This window comes from Herbaspirillum sp. WKF16, assembly GCF_028993615.1.
In the GTDB taxonomy this organism is placed as follows: Bacteria; Pseudomonadota; Gammaproteobacteria; order Burkholderiales; family Burkholderiaceae_D; genus Herbaspirillum.
Genome location: NZ_CP118632.1, coordinates 3,898,416 through 3,922,162, shown reverse-complemented (window position 1 = coordinate 3,922,162; position 23,747 = coordinate 3,898,416). Strand labels below are relative to the sequence as shown.

At 67.8% G+C, this 23,747-nt stretch carries 16 protein-coding genes; 12 read left to right on the top strand and 4 right to left on the bottom strand.

Annotated features, from left to right (window positions below; all coding sequences use genetic code 11):
• Positions 1–37: 37 nt before the first annotated feature.
• From Herbaro_RS17715 to Herbaro_RS17705, 3 genes are read right to left on the bottom strand one after another with little or no spacing between them, the layout of a single operon-like run.
• Complete coding sequence (locus Herbaro_RS17715; RefSeq protein WP_275010933.1) at positions 38–1,267, bottom strand: amidase; 1,230 nt, start codon at positions 1,265–1,267, stop codon at positions 38–40.
• Between the two features lie 25 nt (positions 1,268–1,292).
• Positions 1,293–2,261 carry a polysaccharide deacetylase family protein gene (locus tag Herbaro_RS17710; RefSeq protein WP_275010932.1) on the bottom strand — a complete coding sequence of 323 codons (969 nt, stop codon included), beginning with the start codon at positions 2,259–2,261 and terminating at the stop codon, positions 1,293–1,295.
• 10 nt (positions 2,262–2,271) lie between these two features.
• Positions 2,272–2,715 (bottom strand): nuclear transport factor 2-like protein, encoded by a 444-nt coding sequence (locus Herbaro_RS17705; RefSeq protein ID WP_275010931.1) that lies wholly within the window; start codon positions 2,713–2,715, stop codon positions 2,272–2,274.
• Positions 2,716–2,923: 208 nt separating this feature from the next.
• Here Herbaro_RS17705 and Herbaro_RS17700 point away from each other — a divergent pair, with 208 nt between their 5' ends.
• The 12 genes from Herbaro_RS17700 (at position 2,924) to Herbaro_RS17645 (ending at position 23,100) form a co-directional block, all read left to right on the top strand.
• Complete coding sequence (locus Herbaro_RS17700) at positions 2,924–4,117, top strand: ABC transporter substrate-binding protein (RefSeq protein WP_275010930.1); 1,194 nt, start codon at positions 2,924–2,926, stop codon at positions 4,115–4,117.
• 126 nt (positions 4,118–4,243) lie between these two features.
• Positions 4,244–5,122, top strand: coding sequence for a branched-chain amino acid ABC transporter permease (locus Herbaro_RS17695; protein WP_275010929.1), 879 nt, complete (start codon positions 4,244–4,246; stop codon positions 5,120–5,122).
• On the top strand, positions 5,119–7,719 hold the full coding sequence (locus tag Herbaro_RS17690) for a branched-chain amino acid ABC transporter ATP-binding protein/permease (protein WP_275010928.1): 2,601 nt from the start codon (positions 5,119–5,121) through the stop codon (positions 7,717–7,719). The genes Herbaro_RS17695 and Herbaro_RS17690 overlap by 4 nt, the downstream gene beginning before the upstream one ends.
• 11 nt (positions 7,720–7,730) lie before the next feature.
• Complete coding sequence (gene hpxZ / locus Herbaro_RS17685) at positions 7,731–8,129, top strand: oxalurate catabolism protein HpxZ (protein WP_275010927.1); 399 nt, start codon at positions 7,731–7,733, stop codon at positions 8,127–8,129.
• An 875-nt stretch (positions 8,130–9,004) separates the two neighbouring features.
• Positions 9,005–10,588, top strand: coding sequence for a gamma-glutamyltransferase family protein (locus tag Herbaro_RS17680; RefSeq protein WP_275010926.1), 1,584 nt, complete (start codon positions 9,005–9,007; stop codon positions 10,586–10,588).
• A gap of 413 nt (positions 10,589–11,001) precedes the next feature.
• The gene (locus Herbaro_RS17675; protein ID WP_275010925.1) at positions 11,002–13,101 is read left to right on the top strand and encodes a diguanylate cyclase domain-containing protein; all 2,100 of its coding nucleotides are present in this window, start codon (positions 11,002–11,004) and stop codon (positions 13,099–13,101) included.
• 521 nt (positions 13,102–13,622) lie between these two features.
• A complete protein-coding gene (kdpF, locus tag Herbaro_RS17670) occupies positions 13,623–13,712 on the top strand; it encodes a K(+)-transporting ATPase subunit F (RefSeq protein WP_275010924.1) in 90 nt (29 codons plus the stop codon).
• 1 nt (position 13,713) lies between these two features.
• Entirely contained in the window at positions 13,714–15,495 is a 1,782-nt protein-coding gene (gene kdpA / locus Herbaro_RS17665) for a potassium-transporting ATPase subunit KdpA (RefSeq protein ID WP_275010923.1), read from the top strand.
• 150 nt (positions 15,496–15,645) lie between these two features.
• The gene (kdpB, locus tag Herbaro_RS17660) at positions 15,646–17,754 is read left to right on the top strand and encodes a potassium-transporting ATPase subunit KdpB (protein ID WP_275014046.1); all 2,109 of its coding nucleotides are present in this window, start codon (positions 15,646–15,648) and stop codon (positions 17,752–17,754) included.
• 25 nt (positions 17,755–17,779) lie between these two features.
• The gene (kdpC, locus tag Herbaro_RS17655) at positions 17,780–18,379 is read left to right on the top strand and encodes a potassium-transporting ATPase subunit KdpC (protein ID WP_275010922.1); all 600 of its coding nucleotides are present in this window, start codon (positions 17,780–17,782) and stop codon (positions 18,377–18,379) included.
• A 1,234-nt stretch (positions 18,380–19,613) separates the two neighbouring features.
• Positions 19,614–22,379: a DUF4118 domain-containing protein gene (locus Herbaro_RS17650; protein WP_275010921.1), complete on the top strand. Its 2,766-nt coding sequence runs from the start codon at positions 19,614–19,616 to the stop codon at positions 22,377–22,379.
• A gap of 10 nt (positions 22,380–22,389) precedes the next feature.
• On the top strand, positions 22,390–23,100 hold the full coding sequence (locus Herbaro_RS17645; protein WP_275010920.1) for a response regulator: 711 nt from the start codon (positions 22,390–22,392) through the stop codon (positions 23,098–23,100).
• Positions 23,101–23,117: 17 nt separating this feature from the next.
• Here the strand turns inward: Herbaro_RS17645 and Herbaro_RS17640 are convergent, their stop codons facing one another.
• Positions 23,118–23,705: a hypothetical protein gene (locus Herbaro_RS17640; RefSeq protein WP_275010919.1), complete on the bottom strand. Its 588-nt coding sequence runs from the start codon at positions 23,703–23,705 to the stop codon at positions 23,118–23,120.
• Between the last annotated feature and the right edge of the window lie 42 nt (positions 23,706–23,747).

The following is a 23,747-nucleotide window of genomic DNA, read 5'->3' as shown; positions in this document are numbered from 1 at the left end:
TCGCGCCCGCTCCTGCCGGCGAGGCGCGGGCGGCCGTTCAGCGCCGCGCCGGCAGGGCCTGGCCGATTGTGGTGGCCAGCCTGATCAGCGCCAGGTCGCTGCCGGCCGGGCCCAGCAATGATACGCCGATCGGCAGGCCATCGGGCGCGGCCAGCGGGATGCTGACCTGCGGCAGGCCCGACAGGCCGGCGATGCTGGTGATGCGGAAGCAGCGCGCGCGGATGTCGTCGATCTGCTCCGGCGTGGCATCGCGCAGCGGCGCCACGCTGGCCGCCGAGGGAATCACCGCCACGCCGTCGGCGCCGAGGAAGGCGCGTACCTGGTGGCGCACCAGCAGCTGTTTCTGCCGCGCGGCCTGGGCGGTTTCCGCGGAGGTGTCGCGCGCCATGTTCCAGCGCCCCTGTACGGCCGGGCCGAAGGCGGGACTCTGCTGTTCGATCCAGTCCTTGTGGGTCTGCCAGGCGTCGTAGGCGGAGGCGCTGATATAGGCGCGCCGCCAGTTCTCCAGCTCGGCTTCGCCGGTGGTGAGGCGGGCATGCTCGCCCTGCATCATCGATTGCAGGATCTCGTAGACGCCATGCACCGCGGGATGGAACACCGCGTCCGCCTGCTCCAGCACGTCGAAGGGCAGCAGCGCGCGCTTGAAGGCGACACCGCCGGTTTGCGGCAGCAGCGTCTGGCCGACGCGCTCGAAGGTGGTGGCGTCATGCGCCAGCCAGGTGGCGGTGTCGAAGCTGGGCGAGAGCGGCGCCAACGACGCGCACGACAGCAGGCCGAAGGTGGTGCGCAGGCCCCATACGCCGCAGTAGCTGGCCGGCACGCGGGTCGATCCGCCGGTGTCGGTGCCCAGCGCGAAGTCGCACAGGCGCGCCGCGACCGCCGCCGCCGAACCGCTGGAGGAGCCGCCGGGCACGCGGCCGGGGGCGGCCACATTCTGCGGCGTGCCGTAGTGGTGGTTGTCGCCGTGGATGCTGTAGGCGATCTCGTCGGTCAGGGTCTTGCCGATCATGTCGGCGCCGGCGTCGAGCAGGGTTTGCACCACGGCGCTGGTGCGCGTGGGCACGGGGTGGCTGCGCTGCCAGTCGGGATTGCCGGCGCCGGTGGGCTGGCCGGCGATGTCGAACAGGTCCTTGACGCCGAAGCGCAGGCCCGACAGCGGGCCGCCAGGCGTGCCGTCGAGGCGGTAGCGTCCGTGCGGGACGAAGGCGCCGATCCTGTCATCGATGTCGAAGGCGCCCGGGGTGGCGGCGGTCTGGATTGGGTTCAATGCTTTCTCCATGGTGTCCGGTGGTTCAGAAAGGCTGGCGCAGTTCTTCCAGCGCATCCACGTGCGCGCAGATCGCGCCGGGCGTGGTGAACCAGATGTCGCCGCGGTCGCGCGCGGCGGCCAGGTGCTGCAGCGCCGTGCGCAGGTGGCGCAGCCGGTAGGGCTGGCCGACCAGGTAGGGGTGCAGGGCGATGCCCATCACCAGCGGTTGCGCGGCCGATTGCGCCAGCATCTCGTCGAAGTTGTCGACGATCATGCGGGCGAAGTCGCGGCCGTCCATCTGGCGCGCCACGATCATCGGGATATCGTTGAGCTCCTGGGGATAGGGGATCGACCACAGGCTGCCGCCGTCGCGCGTGGCCATGCGCACCGGCTGGTCGTCGTGCGCCCAGTTCAGGTTGTAGCGGTAGCCGGCCTCGCGCAGCAGGTCGGGGGTGGCCAGGCTTTCCGAGATCCAGGGCGAGAGCCAGCCGCCGGGTGCGGCGCCGCTTTCGGCGGCGATGCGCTCGCGGCAATGGCGCAGCAGCGCCAGTTCATCGGCTGGCGCCAGCGTGCCCTGCTGCTGCGCGTTGGTGTGGCCATGGCCGATGATCTCGTCGCCGCGCGCGGCGAAGGCGGCCACCAGTTCCGGGCAATGGTCGTATAGCGCCGTGTTGATCAGCGCCCCGGCCGGCAATCCCAGTTGCTCGAACAGCTCCAGGCAGCGCCAGGCGCCGACGCGGTTGCCGTATTCGCGCCAGGCGTAGTTGAGCACGTCGGGCTCCGGGCACACCGGGCCGAGCTTGGCGCCCAGGCCCTCGCCGAAGGCAAAGTGCTCGATGTTGAATCCCAGGTAGACCGCCAGGCGCGCGCCGTTGGGCCAGCGGTATTGCGGCCGGCGGTGGATCGCCGAATAGCCGAAACGGCCATGCGTGCGCAGCGCGCCGTAGGGCGGCGGCGCGATATCGCGGCCCAGCGCGTCCTCGGCGCCGGGAGGCAGGATGGTGGCGTGCATGCGGCCTCCCTTACAGCTCGGCCAGGCCGGCGCGCGCCAGCAGGCGCTCGGCGCTGTCGTTCCAGACATCCATCTGCACGATCAGCCCGTGGCGGATCACGTAGCGGTCGACGTAGCGGTTGCCTTCGAAGGCTTCGCCGTCCGGCCACACGCCGTACAGCGTGCCGCGGTTGTAGACCACGGCGTGTTCCGCGCTGGCGCCGGCCACGACTTCGGTGCCTTCGAACTTCTTCTTTACCCAGCCGTAGCGGCCGGCGTTGAAGGCCGCGCATTGCGCCGGGTCGATCATCTCGCGCCCGCCGGTGAAGCGGATCTTCAGCTCCGGCGAGACGAAGCGGCGGGCCGCCGCCGGGTCCGGGATCATCAGCACCCGCAGGTATTCGTCGACCAGGGCGGCGGGATCGTAGGGCAGGGGATTGTCCTGCGGCGTGTTTGATGATGGTGCGGCGTGCATCATTTTCTCCATGTCTTGCACAAGCTTTGTGCGTTATTGGCTGCAATGTAAATTGATTGTCGGCGGCAATAAGTGAGGATATTTGCTTCGTATATATAAGCAATATTGTCGGCAAAAATTAGCTTCACCTGCGGCGCTTGGCATAGCCCTTGCATAAGTCATGCCGGGAACACCGAATTCACACATTGCCAACCTGGAGGGAAGTCAAATGAACCGTTTCACCCGCCGTACCCTGATCGCCGCCGCCGCGGCCACCGTCGCCGCCGCAGCAGCCGGATTCGCGCCGCTGGCGCTGGCCGCCGACACCATCAAGATCGGCCTGGTCACCGCGCTGTCGGGCCAGTCCGCGCAGGCCGGCGAGGCGCTGACCCGCGGCATGAGCATCGCCATCGACGAGATCAACGCCAAGGGCGGCCTCCTGGGCGGCCGCAAGCTGGAACTGGTGCGCCGCGACGATGAGGCCAACCCGGCCAAGGGCGTGGTAGCCGCGCGCGAGCTGATCTTCAAGGAAAAGGTGGCGGTGCTGTTCGGCGGCCTCGACACCCCGGTGTCGATGGCCATCGTGCCCATCGCCAACCAGGAGAAGGTGCCCTTCATGGGGCCGTGGGCCGCCGGCACCGGCGTGACCAGGAACGGCGCCAATCCCAACTACGCCTTCCGCGTCTCGGCGGTGGATGAGCTGGTCGACAAGGCCATGCTGAACTACGCGCAGAAGACCTTCAAGAGCGGCAAGGCCGGCCTGATCCTGGTCAACAACCCCTGGGGCGAATCCAACGAGAAGGGCATCGTCGCCGCGCTGGCGGAGAAGGGCCTGAAGCCGGCCGGCATCGAGAAGTTCGAGGCCAGCGACGTCGACGTGGTGCCGCAGCTCTCGCGGCTGAAGGCCGCCGGCGCCGACACGCTCTACCTGGTGGGCAACGTCGGACCCTCGGCGCAGGTGGTGAAGTCGCTCGACCGCATGGGATGGAAGGTGCCGGTGGTCTCGCACTGGGGCCCGGCCGGCGGCCGCTTCACCGAGCTGGCCGGACCGAACGCGAAGAACGTGCACTTCGTCCAGACCTTCAGCTTCTTCGGCAAGCTCTCGCCGGTGGGCGAGAAGGTGGTGGCCGAGCTGAAGGCCAAATACCCCTCGATCAAGGGCCCGGACGACATCACCCCGGCGGTGGGCGTGGCCAACGCCTATGACGGCGTGCAGCTGGCGGCGCTGGCCATCGCCCGTGCCGGCTCCACCAACGGCGACGCGATCCGCGAAGGCTTCTACAAGATCGAGCGCTACGAAGGCCTGATCAAGACCTACGTCAAGCCGTTCAGCCCCACCGTACACGACGCGCTGCAGGCCGACGACTACGTCTGGGCGCAGTTCATCGACAACCGCATCCTGCCGGTGGGCCTGAGCCAGTAAGCATTGAAGCGGCAAGGCGGCCAGGCGCGCGGCGCCTGGCGGCCCCGGCAGCAGGAACGACGCAACACGCAACACGCAACACAACGGAAAGATCCGCCGCCGTCGCGGTGGAACAGGGAGAACAAGATGCTGCTTCTGTCGGCACTCATCAGCGGTTTCGGACTGGGCAGCATGTACGGTCTGATGGCGCTCGGTTTTTACATGACGTATGCCGTCTCCGGCACCGTCAATTTCGCGCAGGGCAGCTCCATGATGCTGGGCGCCGTGCTGTGCTTCACCTTCGCGCAGACGCTGGGCTGGCCGATGTGGCTGGCGGTGCTGCTGGCGCTGGCGCTGTGCGCCGCCTACGGCATGCTGGTCGAGGTGCTGGCGGTGCGCCCCTTCGCGCGCCAGGGCTCGAACGCTTGGCTGATGTCGACCGTGGCGCTGGGCATCGTGCTGGATAACCTGGTCCTGCACACCTTCGGCAAGGAGCCGCGCAGCCTGCCTTCGCCGCTGGCGCTGTCGTCCATCGAGGTGGGCGGCGTCGGCCTGGGCGTGTACCCGCTGCACCTGCTGATCCCGGCCATCGGCCTGGCGCTGGCCGCGCTGCTGCACACCGTCTCGCGCCGCACGCGCTGGGGCACCGCATTGCTGGCGGTGGTGCAGAACCGCGATGCCGCGCGCCTGATGGGCATCCCGATCACGCGCGCCATCTCAGCGGCCTTCGCGCTCTCTACCCTGCTGGCGGGCGTGGCCGGCGTGCTGATCGCGCCGCTGTTCAACGTCAACGCCGACATGGGCACGCTGTTCGGCCTGAAGGCCTTCGCCGTGGCCATCCTGGGCGGCATCACCAGCGCCTGGGGCGTGATGATCGCGGGCCTGCTGTTCGGCATCGCCGAGGCGCTGATCACCGCCACCCTCGGCTCCGGCTACACCCAGATCATCACCTTCGCACTGGTGATCGCGGTGCTGGCAATCCGTCCCAACGGCCTGTTCGGCCGCGCACAGGTGAAAAAGGTATGAACAATCTTCCGCATTCGGTCACCGAAGCGCTGCGCCGCGCGGCGCAGGCTTCCGCCCCCGGCTCTTCTCCCGCCCCGGCCGCCGCCGGCCCGCGCGCCAACGTGCGCCTCGGGTTGGGCAGCCCGGCCGCCCTGGCGTGGAGCGCGCTGGGCTTCATCGCCGCCGCCACGCTGGCGCTGTCGGTCAACAGTTATTACGTGTTCGTGCTGGCAGGAATCGCGCTGGTGGCCATCGTCGGCATCGGCCTCAATGTGCTGATCGGCCTGACCGGGCAGATGTCCTTCGGCCACGTCGGCTTCTACGCCGTGGGCGCCTACACGGTCGCGGTGCTCACCACCAAGGCCGGCTTGTCGTTCTGGCTGGCCTGGCCGCTGGCGGCGCTGGCTGCCGGCGCGCTGGGCGCGCTGCTGGCCTTGCCGGCGCTGCGCGTGAAGGGGCCTTACCTGGCGATGATCACCATCGCCTTCAGCTTCATCATCCAGCACGTCATCATCGAGATGCGCGACGTCACCGGCGGCCAGAACGGCATCATGGGCTTGGCCGCGCCGGCCTTCTTCGGCCTGCAGGCCGAGCGCGCCGTCGCCATGCTGGGCCTGGTCACCGCCGCCGCCGTGCTGGCCTGCTATTGCTGGCTTTCGCGCGGCAGCTGGGGCGCGGCCATGCGCGCGGTGCGCGACAGCGAGACCGCGTCCGAATCGATCGGCCTGAACCCGCTGGTGATCAAGGTCGCGGCCTTTGCCATCTCGGCCGCGCTGGCCGGCCTGGCCGGCGGCCTGTTCGCGCCGCTCTCCACCTTCGTCACGCCCGACACCTTCAGTTTCATGCAGTCCATCCTGTTCGTGCTGGTGGTAGTGGTGGGCGGCTCCGGTTCCATCATGGGGCCGGTGATCGGCGCCGTCATCGTCGGCGCGCTGCCGGAGCTGCTTTCCAGCCTGGAGGATTATCGTCTGCTGTTTTTCGGCGCCTTGCTGCTGCTGGTGCTGTGGATCGCGCCCGACGGCGTCACCGGCCTGCTGCGCAAGCTGGCCGATGCGCTGCGCAAGCCGACCGCGGCGGCGCCGGCGGCCGATGTCGGACCCGAGGAAATCTCCCTGCCCGCGCGCACGCGCCGCACCCTGTCGGCCGATGGCCTGACCATGATATTCGGCGGGGTGCGCGCCGTCGGCGGCCTGGGCTTCGAGGTGCCGGCGGCGGCCGTGACCAGCCTGATCGGCCCCAACGGCGCCGGCAAGACCACGGCGCTGAACATGCTCTCCGGTTTCTATCGCCCGAGCGCCGGCGGCTTCGCGCTGGGCGGCACGCCGCTGGCGGGATTGCCGGCCTTCCGCATCGCCCGTCACGGCGTGGCGCGCACCTACCAGACCTCGCAGCTGTTCGGCAGCCTGACGGTGGCCGACAACGTGGCGCTGGCCTGCGGCCGCGGCCGCCTGGGCGGATTGCTGTCGGCGCACGGCTTCGCCTCGCCGCAGGTGCGGGCGCACAGCCGCAGCCTGCTGGACTATTGCGGCTACCGCGGGGCGCTGGACATCCCTGCCGCCGACCTGGCCCACGTCGACCGCCGCCTGGTGGAAATCGCGCGCGCCCTGGCGGCCGACCCGGATGTGCTGCTGCTGGACGAACCGGCCGCCGGCCTCTCGCGCGAAGACAAGGGCATGCTGGCGCAGCTGCTGCAAAAGATCGCCGCCGCCGGCATCAGCGTAGTGGTGGTCGAGCACGACATGGAGCTGGTGATGCAGATCTCCACCCGCATCGTGGTGCTGGACGCCGGCCAGCGCCTGGCCATCGGCACCCCGCAGGAAGTGCAGAACGACCCGGCGGTGCGCCAGGCCTACCTGGGCGAGGGCGCGCAGCAGGCGCCGGCGGCCGCGCGCGCCGCGGCGCAGGGCGCGGGCGAATTGCTGGGGGTGGGCGAGCTGGTGACCGGCTACGGCGCCGAGCCGGTCCTGCACGGCATCAACCTGCAGGTGAAGGAGGGCGAGATGGTGGCGCTGCTGGGCGCCAACGGCGCCGGCAAGTCGACCCTGATGCGCGCGCTGGCCGGCCTGCATCGTCCCATCCAGGGCGGTATCCACGCCGGCGGCGTGAACCTGATGCACCTGCGCGCCGAGCAGATCGTGCGTCACGGCGTGGTGCTGGTGCCGGAAGGGAGGCAGGTGTTCCCCGAGCTTTCCGTGCTGGACAATATCCGCCTGGGCGCCTTCCTCTATCCCAAGGATGTGGAGGCGCGGGTGGAAGAGATGCTGGGCCGCTTCCCGCGCCTGCGCGAACGCCTGCACCAGCGCGCCGGCCTGCTCTCCGGCGGCGAGCAGCAGATGCTGGCGATCGCGCGCGGCCTGATGTCGCGCCCGCGCGTGCTGCTGCTGGACGAGCCCTCGCTGGGCCTGGCGCCCAAGGTGATCGCCGAGCTGTTCGCGGCGCTGGACCGCCTGCGCAACGAGAACATGACCATCGTGCTGGTGGACCAGATGGCGGCGCTGGCCTTGTCGCTGGCCGACCGCGCCTACGTGATCGAAGGCGGCCGGGTGGTGGCGCAGGGCACGGCGGCCGAGATCGCCGCCAACGATGCGCTGGCCAAGGCCTATCTCGGCGCTCACTGAGGAGAATGCAGGTGGAACCCGTATTGCCGTTCGAAGTGAATATTCCCGAGGTGCTGGCCGAGGTCGAGGCCGCCTTCGGGCGTTACGAAGTGGCGCTGACCACCAACCAGGTGGAGGTGCTCGACGAGCTGTTCCTGGAGGGGCCGCATACCGTGCGCTACGGGGCGACCGAGAACCTGGTCGGCATCGATGAGATCCGCGCGTTCCGGGTCGGGCGTTCGCCGAAGAACCTGATGCGGGCGTTGAAGCGTACCGTCATCACCACCTATGGACGCGACTACGCGGTGGCCAATACCGAGTTCACGCGCGAGGGCGAGGCGCGGGTGGGGCGGCAGAGCCATTGCTGGTTGCGGTTGCCGCAGGGGTGGCGGATTGTGGCGGCGCATGTTTCTTGGATGGAGGGGAGGTAGTTTTTGCGCGGACGAGTTGGCTTTCGTTGCGCTCTCCGAGTTCCATTGGAAGTCGTTTGTCGCGCCTCGCCAGACTCCGTTCGGACTGAGTAGCCGCTTTGGCGGCGTATCGAAGTCTGTTTATATGCGGTTGCGTTCTGCTTGGGTAGTCTGGTCTTGCTGCGTGCAGGTGTACCGGCTCTGATCCCATCTTTCTCCGGTCGGGACGGAGCGCCGGGGGCGGCCCGGCAGCCGCTCACTTTTCTTGCTCCGCCAAGAAAAGTAAGCAAAAGAAGGCGGCCCCTAAGTGCCAGCCCCTTCGGGGTACCCGTCGGAGCGTCGCAAAAAGTGGGGTCGTCAGAGTCGCTGCGCTCCGACTGACGCCCTGATCCACTTTTTAGCGCGCACCGACGGCTGGCCCACAAGGGGAACGGCATGTCCGGCTCGCCTGCGGCATCGCGGGGGCTCCGACTCGCCTGCGGCTTTGTCTTGCTTGCGCCTCGCCTTCGGCTTCGATGTGTTGGCTTGCTGTCTTCTTTAATCCGTCATCCCTGCGAAAGCAGGGATCCAGCGTCGTTCAGTGGACGTTGGTGCACAACGAACGCCACTGGGTTCCTGCTTTCGCAGGAACGACAGGGAGTGAGGATCTTGGACATCAGGAGGTGTTATTTATCTCTTCCGTGTCATCCCGGCGCAGGCCGGGATCCAGCGTCGTTCAACGGACGTCGAGGCACAACCAACGCCTGCACCTGCAGGCAGCAAGACCAGGCTACCCAACTCGTAACCGGAAACCGACCCCAGGCAGAAACGACAAAACAGCACAGCCACAACCCGCTCCATCCACAGGTATCATCCCCCCATCCCATCAGCATCAAAGAAATCCATCAGGAGCCCGCATGTTGTATAGCAAGACCTGTATCGGCGGCATGGTCACCGCCCCTCACCACCTGGCCGCGCAAGCCGGCGCCAATGTCCTGCGCGAAGGCGGCAACGCCGTCGAGGCGATGGTCGCCGCCGCTGCGGCGATCGCCGTCGTCTATCCGCACATGAACGGCATCGGCGGCGACGGCTTCTGGGTGATCAGCGAACCCGGCCGCGAACCCGTGGCGATCCAGGCCTGCGGGCAGTCGGCCGCGCTGGCGACCAAGGATTTCTACGCGTCGCATGGCGACAGCAGCATTCCCACGCGAGGACCGCGCGCCGCATTGACGGTGGCCGGCGCCGTCGGCGGCTGGGCGGCCGCGCTCGACTACGCGCAGCGCTTCGGCCGCGCCTTACCGTTGCAGGCGCTGCTGGCCGACGCCATCCGCCACGCGCAAACCGGCGTGCCGGTGACCCGCTCGCAGCACGAACTCACGCGCGACAAATGGGCCGAGCTGAAAGACCAGCCGGGCTTCGCCGCCACCTATGCCGCACACGGCATCCCCGAGCAGGGCGCGGTGCTGAAACAGGCCGAGCTCGGCGCCACCCTGAGCCGGCTGGCCGAGGCCGGGCTCGACGATTTCTATCGCGGCGACCTGGCAGCGACCATCGCCGCCGGGCTCGAAGCCGCCGGCAGCCCGCTGCGCGCGGGCGACCTCGCCGCCTATCGCGCGCAGGTGCTGCAGCCGCTGATGGTGCAGCTCAAGTCGGGTCGCGTGTACAACCTGCCGCCGCCGACGCAGGGCGTGTCGGCGCTGATGATCATCGGCCTGTTCGATCGCCTGGGCATCAAGGAGGCGGACGGCTTTGAACATATCCATGGCCTGGTGGAAGCGACCAAGCGCGCCTTCATCCTGCGCAACCGGCACGTCACCGACCCCGCCCACATGAGCGTGGATGCGGCCAGCTGGCTGCTGGCCGAGGCGCTGGACCGGGAGGCGGCCCAGATCCATCCGCGCAACGCCGCGCCATGGCCGCATCCGGCCAAGCCGGGCGATACCATCTGGATGGGCGCGGCCGATGCGCAGGGACGCGTGGTCAGCTATATCCAGAGCATCTTCTGGGAGTTCGGCAGCGGCGTGGTGGCGCCTTCCACCGGCATCGTCTGGCAAAACCGGGGCGCCAGCTTCACGCTGGACGAGGGCGCCAACCAGCTGCAGCCGGGCAAGCTGCCGTTCCATACCTTGAACCCCTCGCTGGCGCGCCTCAACGACGGCCGCACCCTGGCCTACGGCACCATGGGCGGAGAAGGGCAGCCGCAGACGCAGGCGGCGGTGTTCACGCGCCACGTGCTGTTCGGCCAGAACCTGCAGGCCGCGGTCAGCGCGCCGCGCTGGCTGCTGGGCCGCACCTGGGGCGACGTCTCCACCAACCTGAAATTGGAAGGCCGCGTCCCGGCCGCCACCGTCGAGGCGCTGCGCCGCGCCGGCCACGATGTGCAGGTGGTGGAGGACTACACCGACATGATGGGGCACGCCGGCGCGGTGTGCGTGCATCCGGACGGCGTCATCGAAGGCGCCACCGATCCGCGCGCCGACGGCATCTGCGCCGGCGTCTGATCTCTTCCCTCGCGATGGCCGCGCAGCCATCCGCTCATGACGGACGGCAGGAAAATCCTCACGGGTATGCCTGCCGGCCGTTGTCTTTTTGCACGTCCCCGCAAGCTCAGCAAAGGCTCCCAGCGGGCGGGATTTTCTCGCTTGCCGCCCGGCATCCTGCATGCCGTCTGGCCCGCTGCCGGCCGCACTGGTGGCGGATGGGTGTGAGTATTTGTGCGATTTCTTTCTAGCAATCATTTCCTCGACATTTTTCGGAAAGCCGATGAAAAAACATGAGCTATCTGGCAAGATGCCATGTATACACACGCGGCCCACTGGGGGAGCCGTGACGCATTCAGCCGTATCGCTGCATCTTGTCCGAATTGAATAAGAAAAACGCCCTATCCCCACCCAATCTGTCATCGCTGATTACGATGGGGGTAGTTGTTTCCGTATTGATTACCACCGTCTCGGTGCTGATCCTGGTGGATCAGTTCACCCGCGGCTACGCACGCTCGCAAGCCGAGACGCGCCTGAAGCAACTGGCCTGGCAGATGCAGGAGGCGCTCGAGCGCAGCATGACCGAGCGCCAGATCGACATGCGCATCCTGGTGGCGCGCCCGTCGATCCGCGAAGGCCGCGACCTGCCGCGCATGCGCGCCGTGCTCAACGAGCTGCAGGCCAACGTTCCCGACTACGCCTGGATCGGCATGGCCCAGCCCGACGGCAACGTCCTGGTGGCCACCAACGGTTTGCTGGAAGGCCAGAGCGTGGGCGAGCGCCCGTGGTTCAGGGAAGGCCAGAAGAACACCTATTCCGCCGACTACCATCCGGCGCTGTTGCTGGAGAAAAAACTGCCGCCGCAGCCCGAGCCGTGGCGCTTCGTCGATATCTCGATGCCGGTGCTCGACCCGGAAGGGCGCTACATGGGCGTGATGGGCATGCACCTGTCCTGGACCTGGGCGCGCGAGATCGCCGCCAAGCTGCTCAATCCCGCCAGCGGGCGCTATGACGTCGAGGTGATGATCGTGCGCTCCGACGGCACCGTGCTGCTCGGCCCCAAGGCGCTGGAAGAAACGAAGATCAGCACCGACAGTTTCCGCATCTCGCAGCAGTCGCCCGCCGGCGGCGCCGTGCTGGAGACCTGGCCCGATGGACGCCGCTACATCGCCGGCTTCTCGCGCACCGGGCAGGACGAGAACATGATGCTCAAGTGGAGCGTGATCGTGCGCCAGCCCGAGCATGTCGCGCTGCAGGCCTTCCGCGACCTGGAACAGCGCGTGATCCTGGTGGGCGCGCTGATCGGCGCGGTGCTGGTGGCGCTGGCCTATTTCCTCACGCGCCGCCTGGTGGCGCCGGTCAATGCCTTGTCGGCCGCGCTGGAGCAGCGCGCGCTGGGCAACCAGGACGCCCCCATCCCGCTGGTCAACAGCTACCGCGAAGTGCAGCTGCTGTCCTCCACGCTGGTCAACATGGTGGAGCGCGAGGAGCGCTACCTGCGCGAAGTGCGCTCGCTCAACGAAAGCCTGGAAGAGCGCGTGGCCGAGCGCACCAGCCGCCTGCACGAGACCGCCATCGCCCTGCAGCAGTCGCTGGACGTGCAGCACGCCAACCAGATCCAGCTGGAAGAAAGCGCCACCGAGCTGCGCGCCATCCTGGAGAATGCTCAGGACGCCTTCATCGCCGCCGACGAAAACGGCAGCATCGTCGAGTGGAATCGCCAGGCCGAGCTGCTGTTGGGCTGGCAACGCGACCAGGCGATCGGCCGCCAGATGGCCGAGCTGATCATCCCGCCGGACATGCGCGAGGCGCACTATCGCGGCATGGAAGAATTCCTCGAGCACGGCACCAGCGTGGTGATCAACAACCGCATCGAGCTGCAGGCGCTGCATCACGACGGCCACGAGCTGCCGGTGGAGATCACCGTCGGCCACGTCAAGCGCCACACCGGCCACCTGTTCATCGCCTTCCTGCACGACATCACGGAGCGCCTGGCCTTCCGCGACCAGATGCGCGAACTGGCGCTGACCGACATGCTGACCAGCCTGCCCAACCGCCGCGCCTTCTCCGACCGCCTGCCCGAAGGCATGATGCGGGCGCGCCGCGCGCATGAGCTGCTGGCGCTGTTCTTCATGGACATCGACGGCTTCAAGGGCGTCAACGACCGCTACGGCCACGAGGCCGGCGACGAGCTGCTGATCCAGTTCGCCCAGCGGCTGCAAGGCGCGGTGCGCGACGTCGACACCGTGGCGCGCCTGGCCGGCGACGAGTTCGTGGTGATCCTGGAAACCCTGCAGACCCAGCACGACGCGTTGCAGGTGGCCGACAAGATCCTGCACGCCATGCGCGCGCCCTTCGAGCTGACGCACTCCACCGTGCACGTGTCGAGCAGCATCGGCGTGGCCATCTACCTGCCCGACCAGGACGGCGAGACCGGCCCCGAGGAATTGCTGGCCATCGCCGACAAGGCCATGTACGCCGCCAAGCGCCTGGGCAAGAACCGGGTTGAGGTGGGCAAGGTCAGCGTGGCTTGATCCGGTTTTCCGGCTGTCGAATTCCCTTCGCTTTTTCGCTTGCGTCCATGGCTCCCGTCGCTTTCCCGGGGACCACAGGCTTGTTCCAACTCCATCTCCGTCGCTCCTGCGAAAGCAGGAGCCCAGCGTCGTTCGTTGCGTCCGGGCCAACGATGGCGCCCGCATGAACGACGCCGCTGGGTCCCTGCTTTCGCAGGGACGACAGGCAGGGGGAGGCAATCCCATCTCCGTCACCCTTGCGGCAGCAGGAACGCAGCGTCGTTTCCGCTCTCCGATCCCGCAATCCGTTTACGCGTTGTTTACACCCCCTCCCCATAGTTTTACCCAGATTTAACGCCTCTCCCCCTATCGTTCGACTGTCTCCGATTCCGCGCTGGAACGGATCGAACAACGTCATCAATGGAGTGGGAAATGTGGCAAGCGGATTTTCTCTATGTGGGCATGCTGCTGTTGTGCGGCATCTCGATGTGGGCCTTCGTCGCCCTGTGCAGCCGCCTGGAGCGGCAGGAGGGCGAGAAGAAATGAACCCCATGTATCTGCTCGGCCTGGCCGTCTCGGTCGCCCTGCTGGTGTATCTGGTCTATGCCCTGATCAAGCCGGAGGATTTCTGACATGGACAGCAATAACTATCTTCAGCTCGCCCTTTACCTGGGCGTCTTGCTGGTACTTTCCGTTCCCCTGGGCTGGTACATCGCGCGCGTGATGGAAGGCAAGTCGAAGGTCAACCGGATCTTCGGCGGCGTCGAGCGCGTGTTCTATCGTCTTTGCGGCATCGGCCGCGACGATGAGATGGACTGGAAGCAATACGCCATCGCTGCCGTGCTGTTCAACTTCCTCGGCCTGCTCTTCGTCTACGCCTTGCAGCGCGTGCAGCAATGGTTGCCGCTCAATCCGCAGGGCTTGCCCAACGTCGGCGGCGACTCTTCGTTCAACACCGCCATCAGCTTCGTGGCCAACACCAACTGGCAGGGCTACGTGGGCGAATCGACCATGAGCTACCTGACGCAGATGGCGGCGCTGGCGGCGCAGAACTTCGTCTCGGCCGCCACCGGCATCGCCATCGCCTTCGCGCTGATCCGCGGCTTCTCGCGCCACAGCAGCAAGAGCATCGGCAACTTCTGGGTCGACATGACGCGTTCCTCCCTGTACGTGCTGCTGCCGCTGTCGGTGATCCTGGCGCTGGCGCTGGTGCAGCAGGGCAGCATCCAGAACTTCAAGCCCTACCAGGAAGTGAAGACGCTGGAAGTCACTCATTACACCGTGCCCAAGCTGGATGCGGCCGGCCAGCCCCTGAAGGACGCCAAGGGCGAGCCGGTGGTGGAGGCGCAGAGCACCGACAGGCAGACCCTGCCCATGGGGCCGGTGGCCTCGCAGGAAGCCATCAAGATGCTGGGCACCAACGGCGGCGGCTTCTTCAACGCCAACTCGGCGCACCCGTATGAGAACCCGACCCCGCTGTCCAACTTCCTGGAGATGCTGGCGATCCTGATCATTCCCGCCGCGCTGTGCACCAGCTTCGGCGTGCTGGTCGGCGACCGTCGCCAGGGCTGGGCGATCCTGGCCTCGATGACCATCCTGTTCATCGCCATGACGCTGGCCCTGATGTACTTCGAGTCCCAGCCCAACACCATGCTGGCTTCGCTGCATGCCTCCGGCCCGGGCATGATGGAGGGCAAGGAAACCCGCTTCGGCGTCACCGCCTCGGCGCTGTTCGCCGCCATCACCACGGCCGCCTCCTGCGGCGCGGTCAACGCCATGCACGACTCGCTGTCGCCGCTGGGCGGCCTGATCCCGACGCTGCAGATGCAGCTGGGCGAGGTGATCTACGGCGGCGTCGGCGCCGGCCTGTACGGCATGCTGATCTTCGCCGTGCTGGCGGTGTTCATCGCCGGCCTGATGATCGGCCGCACGCCGGAGTACCTGGGCAAGAAGATCGGCGTGTTCGACATGAAGATGATGTCCATCGCCATCCTCATGACGCCGGCGCTGGTGCTGATCTTCACGGCCGTCTCGGTGATGGTGGAGAACGGCCTGGCCGGCATCGCCAACCCCGGCGCGCACGGCTTCACCGAGATCATGTACGCCTTCAGCTCGGCGGCCAACAACAACGGCAGCGCCTTCGCCGGGCTCTCGGCCAACACGCCGTACTACAACGTCACCACCGGCTGGGCCATGTGGCTGGGCCGCTTCGGGATCATTGTCCCGGTGCTGGCGATGGCAGGTTCCCTGGCCGGCAAGAAGCGCCTGGCCGCCACCTCCGGCACCTTGCCCACCCACGGCCCGCTGTTCGTGGCGCTGCTGATCGGCGCGGTGCTGCTGGTCGGCGCGCTGACCTACGTGCCGGCGCTGGCGCTGGGCCCCGTCGTCGAGCATCTCCAGATGATGGCGATGTAAGCAAGAAATTGGATGCCGTCCCGATCCCTGCATCGGGACGGCGAACCCAGATTGGATACCGATATGACTACCCCTTCTTCAAGCAACCAGTCCGGCGCCGCCACCGCGACGCCCGACGCGATCCCCTCCGCCGCGCAGACCGTGCGCTGGATGTTCGACCCCAAGATCGTCAAGCCGGCCCTGGTCGACTCCTTCCGCAAGTTGTCGCCGCGCGTGCAGTGGCGCAATCCGGTGATGTTCGTGGTCTACCTGGGCAGCATCCTGACCACGCTGCTGTTCATCCAGGCGCTGGTGGGCCGGGGCGAGGCCTCGGCCGGCTTCATCTTCGCGGTGGCCGCCTGGCTGTGGTTCACCGTGCTGTTCGCCAACTTCGCCGAGGCGCTGGCCGAAGGGCGCAGCAAGGCCCAGGCCGCCGCGCTGCGCGGCGTCAAGAAAAGCGTGCTGGCCAAGAAGCTGAAAAAACCGGAACAGGCCCGCATCGTCGGCGCCGCAGTCCGGGCCGAGCACTATGAAACCACCGAAGGCGACAAGCTCAGGAAAGGCGACATCGTCTTCATCGAAGCGGGCGACACCGTGCCGGCCGACGGCGACGTCATCGAAGGCGTGGCCACCGTGGACGAGAGCGCCATCACCGGCGAATCGGCCCCGGTGATCCGCGAATCCGGCGGCGATTTCTCGGCCGTCACCGGCGGCACCCGCGTGCTGTCGGACTGGATCGTGGTGCGCGTCTCGGTCAACCCGGGCGAGGCCTTCCTCGACCGCATGATCGCCATGGTCGAAGGCGCGCAGCGCAAGAAGACGCCCAACGAGCTGGCCCTGACGCTGCTGCTGGTGGCGCTGACGCTGGTGTTCCTGCTGGTCACCGTGACGCTGCTGCCGTTCTCGCTGTTCTCGGTCAATGCCGCCGGCGCCGGCTCGCCGGTGTCGGTCACGGCGCTGGTGGCGCTGCTGGTATGCCTGATCCCGACCACCATCGGCGGCCTGCTCTCGGCCATCGGCGTGGCCGGCATGAGCCGCATGATGCAGGCCAACGTGATCGCCACCTCCGGCCGGGCGGTGGAAGCCGCCGGCGACGTCGACGTGCTGCTGCTGGACAAGACCGGCACCATCACCCTGGGCAACCGCCAGGCCGCCGCCTTCATGCCGGCGCCGGGCGTGTCCGAGCGCGAACTGGCCGACGTCGCGCAACTGGCCTCGCTGGCCGATGAAACGCCGGAAGGTCGCAGCATCGTGGTGCTGGCCAAGAATCGCTTCAACCTGCGCGAACGCGAGATGGCCGGCCTGGGCGCGCAGTTCATCCCGTTCTCGGCGCAGACCCGCGTCTCCGGCATCGACCTCGGCACCCGCCGCATCCGCAAGGGCGCCGCCGACGCCATCCGCAAGCTGGCGCGCTCGGCCGACCAGCGCCTGCCCAGCCAGGTCGAGCACGACATCGAGACCATCGCCCGCCGCGGCGGCACGCCGCTGGTGGTGGTGGAGTGGAACAACGAAGCGGCCGTCATCCACAACGGCGCGCCGATCCGCTTCCTCGGCACGGTGGAGCTGAAGGACATCGTCAAGGGGGGCATCAAGGAACGCTTCGGCGAGCTGCGCCGCATGGGCATCAAGACCGTGATGATCACCGGCGACAACCGCCTGACCGCGGCCGCCATCGCCGCCGAGGCCGGCGTCGACGATTTCCTGGCCGAGGCCACGCCCGAGCAGAAGCTGGCGCTGATCCGCCAGCACCAGGCCGAAGGCAAGCTGGTGGCGATGACCGGCGACGGCACCAACGACGCTCCGGCGCTGGCGCAGGCCGACGTTGCGGTGGCCATGAACAGCGGCACCCAGGCCGCCAAGGAGGCCGGCAACATGGTCGACCTCGACAGCAACCCGACCAAGCTGATCGAGATCGTCGAGATCGGCAAGCAGATGCTGATGACGCGCGGCAGCCTGACCACCTTCTCCATCGCCAACGACGTGGCCAAGTATTTCGCCATCATCCCGGCGATGTTCGTGGCCACCTATCCGCAGCTGGGCGCGTTGAACGTGATGCATCTGGCCAGCCCCGGCTCGGCCATCATGTCGGCGGTGATCTTCAACGCGCTGGTGATCGTCGCGCTGATCCCGCTGGCGCTGCGCGGCGTGCGCTACCGCGCGCTGGGCGCGGCCGTGCTGCTGCGCCGCAACCTGTTGATCTACGGCGTCGGCGGCCTGATCGTGCCGTTCGTCGGCATCAAGCTGATCGACATGCTGCTGGCCGCGTTCGGCCTGGTCTGAGCACTGATTTTTCGAGGACATCATCATGAAGCAACACAACACCAAGAGTACGCTGCGCCCCGCGCTGACCCTGTTCATCCTGCTGGGCGTGCTGCTGGGCGGGGTCTATCCGGCCATCGTCACCGGCCTGGCGCAGGCCTTCTTCCCGGCGCAGGCCAACGGCAGCGTGATCGAGAACCGGGGCGTGGCGGTCGGCTCGGTGCTGATCGGGCAGAGCTTCACCAGCCCCGGTTACTTCTGGGGCCGGCCATCGGCCAGCGGCGTCTTCCCCAACAACGGCACGGCCTCCGGCGGCAGCAACCTGGGGCCCACCAACCCGGCGTTGAAGCAAGCCGCCGAAGACCGGGCCAAGGCCTTGCAGGATGCCGGCGGCCAGGGGCCGATCCCGATGGACCTGTTGACGGCCTCGGGCAGCGGGCTGGATCCGCATATCAGCCCGGAGGCGGCCGAGTACCAGGTGCGCCGCGTGGCGCAGGCGCGCGGCCTGGATGCGGAGCGGGTGCGGGCCCTGGTGCGGGAGAATGCGGAGCAGCCGCAGTGGGGATTGTTCGGCGAGGCGCGGGTCAATGTGCTCAAGCTGAACCTGGCGTTGGATGAGGTGGCGCCGATGGTGGTGGCTAAGTAGTTGGCGGGCGGGGTTGCGCGCTCAACGGCGCTGGGTTCCTGCTGTCGCAGGAACGACGAGTAGCGAGGATCTTGAGCATGAGGAGGTGTTGGCTATCTCTTCCATGTCGTCCCGGCGAAGGCCGGGACCCAGTGTCGTTCGTTGCGCTTCCTTGAATTCCGTTCGGGCTGAGTAGCCGCTTTGGCGGCGTATCGAAGTCGGCGTGGATGCAGTCGTTGTTGTTTGGGTAGTCTGGTCTTGCCGCGTGCAGATGTACTGGCTTGATGCTGATCTTTCTCCGGTCGAAGCGGAGCGCCGGGGGCGGCCCGGCAGCCGCTCACTTTTCTTGCTCCGCCAAGAAAAGTAAGCAAAAGAAGGCGGCCCCTAAGTGCCAGCCCCTTCGGGGTTCCCGCCGGAGCGTCGCAAAAAGTGGGGTCGTCAGAGTCGCTGCGCTCCGACTGACGCCCTGATCCACTTTTTGCGTCGCTCCGACGGCTGGCCCACAAGGGGAAAGCATGTCCGGCTCGCCTGCGGCCTCGCGGGGTCTCCGACTCGACTGCGGCTTTGTCTTGCTTGCGCCTCGCCTTCGGCTTTGATGCATTGGCTCACTGTCTTTTTAATCCGTCGTTGCGGCGCAGGCCGGGACCCAGTGTCGTTCGTTGCGCTTCCTTGAATTCCGTTCGGACTGAGTAGCCGCTTTTGCGGTGTATCGAAGTCGGCGTGGATGCCGTCGTTGTTTGAGTAGTCAGGTCTTGCTGCATGCAGATGTACCGGCTCTAGCCTTATCTTTCTCCGGTCGGAGGTGAGCGCCGGGGGCGGCCCGGCAGCCGCTCACTTTCTTTGGCCCGCCAAAGAAAGTAAGCAAAGAAAACGGCCCCTAAGTGCCAGCCCCTTCGGGGTGCCCGCCGGAGCGGCGCAAAAAGTGGGGGCGTCAGAGTCGCTGCGCTCCGACTGACGCCCTGATCCACTTTTTGCGCCGCTCCGACGGCTGGCCCACAAGGGGAAAGCGTGTCCGGCTCGCCTGCGGCATCGCGCTGTATCCGACTCGCCTGCGGCTTTGTCTTGCTTGCGCCTCGCTTCGGCCTTGATGCATTGGTTTACTGTGTTTTTAATCCGTCATCCCGGCGCAGGCCGGGATCCAGCGTCGTTCAACGGTCGTTCAAGGTCATCCACCAATCCGACAAGCCCCTTGCGCAATGACAAGCCCCCTGCAAGCACCCCACTGCACTACAATGCCCAAAAAACTCCTGCTCCCATGACCACCCGCCCCAATCCCGACGACCTGCTCGAACGCGTCATGCGCGACGAAGAGCGCCAGGCGCGCGGACGCCTGAAGGTCTTCTTCGGCTTCTCGGCCGGCGTCGGCAAGACCTTCGCCATGCTGGAGGCGGCCCAGGCGCTGGCGGCCCAAGGCATCGACGTGGTCGCCGGCGTGGTGGAAACCCACGGCCGCGCCGACACCGAGACGCAGCTGGCCGGCCTCCCGCGGCTGGACATGCGCCTGGTCGCCTACCGCGACCGCCAGCTTCCAGAGTTCGACCTCGACGCCGCCCTGGAGCGCAAGCCGCAGGTGATGCTGGTCGACGAACTGGCGCACTCCAACGTGCCCGGCTCGCGCCACGCCAAGCGCTGGCAGGATATCGACGAACTGCTGCGCGCCGGCATCGACGTCTACACCACCCTCAACGTCCAGCACATCGAAAGCTTGAATGACGTGGTCGGCCAGATCACCGGGATCCGCGTGTTCGAAACCGTGCCCGACCACGTGTTCGACGAGGCCGACGACGTCATGCTGGTCGACATCCCGCCCGATGAGCTGCTGGCGCGCCTGAAGCAGGGCAAGGTCTACCTGCCGCAGCAGGCCGAGAAGGCCGGCCGCAACTTCTTCCGCAAGGGCAACCTGATCGCGCTGCGCGAGATCGCCCTGCGCCGCACCGCCGACCGGGTCGACGCCGATATGCGCGAATACCGCGCCGACCGTTCCATCGCCCAGCTGTGGCAGGCGCGCGAGCGCATCGTCGCCGCCATCGGCAGCGGTCCCGGCGAGGAGCGCGTGATCCGCGAGGCGGCGCGGCTGGCGGCCAAGCTGCAGGCCGAGTGGCTGGCGGTGCACGTGGACCTGCCGGGCGAGCGCCAGGACATGGCCGCGCGCGAGCGCGTGCTCGGTTATCTCAAGCTGGCGCAGTCGCTGGGCGCGGAGACCGCCGGCATCAGCGGCGACCGGCTGCCCGCCGCGCTGCTGCAGTTCGCCCGCGCGCGCAACGCCGGCAAGCTGGTGGTGGGGCAGGATGCGGGCCAGGCAGGCGGCTGGCGCCGCCGGCTGCGCTGGCCTTCCGGCGCGCTGGCCCAGCGCATCGCCGCCGAGGGCGAGGACATCGACATCTACACCGTGGCGCGCACCCGCGCCGCGCGCGCCGCCGCCGACGACCGCCCCGACAGCGCCGCCAGCGCCGCCGAATCCCTGCTCACGCGCCGCCGCCGCACGCGCGGCAGCCTGTGGGCGGTCGCCAGCTGCGCCGTTACCACCGCGCTGGCCTTCGTGCTCAACGACTTCCTGCATCCGGCCAACGTCATCATGCTCTATCTGGTGGGCGTGATGCTGGTGGCGATGCGCTACGGCCGGTCGGCATCGGCGCTGGTGTCGGTGCTGTCGGTGCTGTCCTTCGATTTCTTCTTCGTCGCGCCGCGCTTCTCGATCAGCGTGTCGGACGCCCAGTACCTGCTCACGCTGGTGGTGATGCTGGCGGTGTCGCTGTTCATCAGCTCGCTCACCGCGCGCCTGCGTCGCCAGGCGCGGGTGGCCATGCAGCGCGAGGCGCGCGCCGGCAACCTCTACATGCTGGGCAAGGAGCTCTCGGCGCTGCTGACGCTGGACCAGATCCTGGAGATCGGCCGCCGCCACCTGGCCGCGGTGTTCGGCGCGCGCATCGCCTTCTTCCTGCCCGACAGCGCCGACCGGCTGCGCCTGGCCGAGCCGGAGCAGGAGTCCGGCGGCGCCCACGTATTGAAGAGCGTCGACGCCGGCGTGGCGCAATGGGTCTACGACAACGGCCAGCCGGCCGGCCGCGGCACCGCCACGCTGCCCTCGGCGGCGGCGCTCTACCTGCCGCTGACGGCCACCATGCGCACGCGCGGCGTGCTGGCCTTCGCCATCGACGCCCCCAGCGACGAGGAGCGCGAACTCGCCGCCGCGCAATCGGCGCTGCCCGAGAATCGCCAGATGCTGGAGATCTTCTGCTCGCAGATCGCCATGGCCATCGAGCGCCTGCATTACGCCGAGGTGGCGCAGGACGCGCTGGTGACCATGGAGTCCGAGCGCCTGCGCAATTCTCTCCTGTCGGCCATCTCGCACGACCTGCGCACGCCGCTGACCTCGCTGGTGGGCAGCGCCGACGTGCTGGCCGCCAATGCCAGGCTGGACGACGACGCCCGCGCCATGGCGCGCACCATCAGCGCACAGTCGCAGAAGATGGTCGGCCTGATGAACAACCTGCTCGACATGGCGCGCCTGCAGGCCGGCGCGGTGACGCTGAACCGCCAGTGGAACGCGCTGGAGGAAGTGATCGGCTCGGCCCTGCGCCTGCTGGCCAAGGCCCTCGAAGGGCGCGTGGTCGAGACCCGGATCCCGGCCGGATTGCCATTGCTGCGGGTGGATGCGGTGCTGCTGGAGCGCGTGTTCGCCAACCTGGTGGAGAACGCCGTCAAGTACTCGCCGCCGGGCAGCGGCATCGCCATCGCGGCCCAGGTCGAGCAGGTCGACGGCGCCGCGCAGCTCAAGGTCAGCGTCAGCGACCACGGCCGCGGCTTCCCGCCGTCGATGGCGCAGCACGCCTTCGAGAAATTCACGCGCGGCGACAACGAGTCCAGCACGCCGGGCGTCGGCCTGGGCCTGGCGATCTGCCGCGCCATCATCGATGCCCATCAGGGCCGGATCTGGATCGCCCCGCAGGACGGCGCGCAGGGCGCCGTGGTCTGCTTCACCCTGCCGGTCGAAGCGCAGCCGGCCTTGCCGGAAGAATGAGGAACGCAACATGCAAGAACACGCAGGCAATATCGTCTTCATCGAAGACGACCCGCACATCCGCAAACTGGTGAAGGGCGCGCTGGAGCAGGAAGGCTTCATCGTCCACGAGGCCCGCACCGCGCGCGAAGGCGTCACCGAGGCCGGCACCCGCAAGCCCGACCTGGTGATCCTCGACCTCGGTCTGCCCGACCTCGACGGCAAGCAGGTCATCGCCGAGATCCGCAGCTGGAGCGGCGTGCCCATCGTCATCCTGTCGGCCCGCACGCAGGAGTCCGAAAAGGTCGAGGCGCTGGACGCCGGCGCCGACGACTACCTGGTCAAGCCCTTCGGCATGCCCGAGCTGCTGGCGCGCATGCGCGCCCAGCTGCGCCGTCATGCGCGCGCCTCGGGCGAGGGCCGCGCCAGCGGCCGCTACCGCCTGGGCGAGGTCGCGGTCGACCTGCCGGCGCGCAGCGTCACCCGCAACGGCGAAGCGCTGCACCTGACGCAGATCGAGTACCGCCTGCTGGCCACGCTGTTGCGCGACGCCGGCCGCGTGATCACGCACCGGCAACTGCTGGTGTCAGGCTGGGGCCCCTCGCATGCGGAAGACCACCACTACCTGCGCATCTACATGCAGCGCCTGCGCCAGAAGCTGGAGAAGGACGCCGCGCAGCCGGTGCACATACTGACCGAGATCGGGGTGGGGTATCGGGTGGCGGAAGTGATTGCCGAGTAGCCGGCGCGGCGTCAGGGTCAGGGCCAGCCCAGCAAGGGCAAGGCCAGCGCCACCATCACGATGCACCCGCCGCTGAGCAGCAGCTGATGCCGCTTCAGGGCGAAGGACGCGAGCCACGCCCCGGCGAAGAACAGCACGAAGTTGAGCAGGTACTGCTTGGCCGCGGCCGACACCGGCAGCGCCTCGCCGGCATCCTGCATGCCGGCCTGGGCGGCCAGGAATTTCCACGAGCAGGCCAGCGCGGCCAGCACGGCGCAGTTGAAATAGGTATTGAGCGTGGGGAAGGCGTCGCCCTCGTGCTGGCGCAGTTCGACGCCGGTGCAATTGCCGTCCTGGTAGAAGGCCTCCAGCAGTTGGCGTTCGCCGCGCCAGGTGTAGGCGCTCTTGCCATGATCGAGGTCGCCCTGGTTGCTGGCGGCGCCGAGCTGGCGCATCAAGGCGTCAGGCGAAGTGCCGGCCCATTGGGCCAGCGCCGCCGCCTTGATCTTCAGGTCGAGCTCGCGGCCCTTCCTGCGTTTCATGACTTGCCTGAAGGCCAGCTGGATCAGGGCGATCGAGTTGAACAGGTAGATCCATTGGAGCACGGCGGTGTAGTCGGTTTGCATGCGGGGCAGCCCTGGGGTTGTCAGCGATGGCGCATCTTGCCG

Bases quoted from the DNA above. Each gene is read 5' to 3' on its own strand.
- Herbaro_RS17690 (WP_275010928.1), top strand. From the start codon at position 5,119: ATGAACAATCTTCCGCATTCGGTCACCGAAGCGCTGCGCCGCGCGGCG.
- kdpC (WP_275010922.1), top strand. From the start codon at position 17,780: ATGAAGCAACACAACACCAAGAGTACGCTGCGCCCCGCGCTGACCCTG.
- kdpA (WP_275010923.1), top strand. From the start codon at position 13,714: ATGGACAGCAATAACTATCTTCAGCTCGCCCTTTACCTGGGCGTCTTG.
- Herbaro_RS17710 (WP_275010932.1), bottom strand. From the start codon at position 2,261: ATGCACGCCACCATCCTGCCTCCCGGCGCCGAGGACGCGCTGGGCCGC.
- Herbaro_RS17705 (WP_275010931.1), bottom strand. From the start codon at position 2,715: ATGCACGCCGCACCATCATCAAACACGCCGCAGGACAATCCCCTGCCC.
- kdpF (WP_275010924.1), top strand. From the start codon at position 13,623: ATGAACCCCATGTATCTGCTCGGCCTGGCCGTCTCGGTCGCCCTGCTG.
- Herbaro_RS17640 (WP_275010919.1), bottom strand. From the start codon at position 23,705: ATGCAAACCGACTACACCGCCGTGCTCCAATGGATCTACCTGTTCAAC.
- Herbaro_RS17695 (WP_275010929.1), top strand. From the start codon at position 4,244: ATGCTGCTTCTGTCGGCACTCATCAGCGGTTTCGGACTGGGCAGCATG.
- Herbaro_RS17650 (WP_275010921.1), top strand. From the start codon at position 19,614: ATGACCACCCGCCCCAATCCCGACGACCTGCTCGAACGCGTCATGCGC.
- Herbaro_RS17645 (WP_275010920.1), top strand. From the start codon at position 22,390: ATGCAAGAACACGCAGGCAATATCGTCTTCATCGAAGACGACCCGCAC.
- Herbaro_RS17675 (WP_275010925.1), top strand. From the start codon at position 11,002: ATGGGGGTAGTTGTTTCCGTATTGATTACCACCGTCTCGGTGCTGATC.
- Herbaro_RS17700 (WP_275010930.1), top strand. From the start codon at position 2,924: ATGAACCGTTTCACCCGCCGTACCCTGATCGCCGCCGCCGCGGCCACC.
- Herbaro_RS17680 (WP_275010926.1), top strand. From the start codon at position 9,005: ATGTTGTATAGCAAGACCTGTATCGGCGGCATGGTCACCGCCCCTCAC.
- kdpB (WP_275014046.1), top strand. From the start codon at position 15,646: ATGTTCGACCCCAAGATCGTCAAGCCGGCCCTGGTCGACTCCTTCCGC.